Consider the following 2,194-nt stretch of genomic DNA (forward strand, 5'->3'; position numbering starts at 1 on the left):
TTCCATCTTTGACACCTAAAAAGCCGCAATCCCAGTATACATCTAGGATTACGGCTTTATTTTAATTTCGTGAAAAGCGTAATGCTGCGTAAACTTGTCTGAAATGGAAGCCTTGCCTACGGCAAGCCTCTGAATTTATGTTGTAGCCGGGCATCTATGCCAGGCCTAAGTTCATATCCGCTTGATTACCTTTTTATCATGAGCCATATATCTGTCAAGGCTGCAAAGCACCGCTGCGCGGCTACGGCCTTGACAGATATATGGCTCATGAGGATTATTTAGCAAGCGGATATGAACTAAGAGTGTCCGTCAGTCGGACCGCTTTTTACAACCCTTTTGTCCTTCGGATTATTCCAGCCATCGACTTAGGTGTTATCAGTTCATAGTCAGTTCTAAAACCGGCATTTTCATGTAGAGAATCGGTCAGCTGTGTTCTTGTATAACTCGGTATATATCCGTGTTCTCCAACTTTTCTCATATCCATTTCTCTGATAGTTTTTATTATCTCTTCACAGGTATATTTATTACCTAGTTTCTTTTCGAGTATCCTGTAGATCATAAGCGCTATGAAACATGTAAGGAAGTGGGCTTCAATCCTGTCATCCCGCTGCAGATATACAGGCCTTGCTTCAAACTCGGATTTCATTATCCTGAATGACTCTTCGATTTCCCACCGGTCGTGATTTATCTTTGCTATGTCAGCAGGGTCATCATCAAGGTTGGTGCATACAGCATAGAATCCATCGTATCTTGATTCCTCGGCAATGGCTGCTTCATCAAGTTCATACCTGGCTCTGTTTGCAATCTCGCCATCGCTTGTGAACGGAGTTTTCTTAATAAATCTCTTTGCGTCATTCTGTGAGCGCTTGTCGGCGGAAGAAGGTCTTTCAATGAGCTTTCTTGCTCTTTCTATCTGACGGTTTCTTACAGTCTGCTGATACTCCTTGTATTTAAGGGAATAAGTGACAATGATGGTCTGGTCGAAAGTTATGTCACGTTCTTCATCATATCCTTCGATCAGTTTCTTTTTATAGAAGATCTTATTCCTGTTCTCGGGAGTGATTTCAAGCTCTGATATATCATGCTTTTTCTTGCTGCCTTCAAGCTCCCAGCCTTTTGGATCAAGGCACCAGTCCTTCAGTTCAGACTTCAGCTTCTTTATCGACTGGGTAGTTATAAAGCTTCTTTCACCATAGTTGTTGAACTTCCTGTTTGCATCAGAAGAAAGCCCTGCATCAGTACATACGATGAACTTTGAAAGTTCAAAGTCCCGCATTATCTGCTGCTCCAAAGGCTTTAGAGACAACTGTTCATTCTGATTGCCGGGATTGATACAGAATGCCAGCGGTATTCCGGATTTATCCATGAAAAGGCCCATCTGTACTATAGGATTTGGGCGATGCTCTTTACTTGGACCATACTGCTTCAGTCCGCCTTCATGTTCCATCTCAAAGAAATAGTTCGTGCAGTCATAGAAGAGAACACCGGTATTTCTTTTAACAAGTTTCTTTGACCGTTTATAAAGCTCTGCCTGTATCATGTCAGAGTTTTCTGAAAGCATGGTAAGTGCGCGGTATACTTGGTGAAGATCAAAACGTGGTTCCTCAATGAGTTTCTGCGACTGCTCATAGCAGGAGAGCTTTGAGGATGGGAAGAGTATTCTTCCATAGATAAGCCTTGAGAGTATGCTATCGAGATCATACTCGAAGGAATTTTCCTTCTTTATTTTTTTGCAGATGGAAGGCAGACCAAGCTGATAATATATCTGCTGAAGGAAGAAGTAGCCGGCATTGAACGAGAGTCTTTTATCTTTATCGATTACTGCGCTAGTGTTGTAAGAAACAAGGACTTTATGATCTTTGGAGGCAGCTTCTTCACGCTTGCTTTTAATGTAATCAGCGGCCCATGCATCAGCATCAGAAACATGATATTTTTCGCATATTTCCGACGCACTTCCAAGATTTTCAATTATCTCTGTGCTCCTTTTCCCGTTCCTTCTTACATCTTGTATCACATGGTAAGTGGGATTTGAGGATTTCCCCTTCATTATGCGCATCTATGGTACCTCCACAACACTTAGTATTATACTAATATTTTACCACTATATACGCATATACGCAATACACACGATTTAAATTTGCGTAAAAAATAAAGCCATGACTGGCTTCTGAGGATTTTAGGTGTCAAACTTCCG

The 2,194-nt window shown here is 41.6% G+C and carries 1 protein-coding gene; it reads right to left on the reverse strand.

What is annotated here, in order from left to right; all coding sequences use genetic code 11:
* Positions 1 to 325: 325 nt before the first annotated feature.
* Complete coding sequence (locus G608_RS0117695; protein WP_026497100.1) at positions 326 to 2,056, reverse strand: IS1634 family transposase; 1,731 nt, start codon at positions 2,054 to 2,056, stop codon at positions 326 to 328.
* Between the last annotated feature and the right edge of the window lie 138 nt (positions 2,057 to 2,194).

Source organism: Butyrivibrio sp. WCD3002, from assembly GCF_000424265.1.
Lineage (GTDB): Bacteria > Bacillota > Clostridia > Lachnospirales > Lachnospiraceae > Butyrivibrio.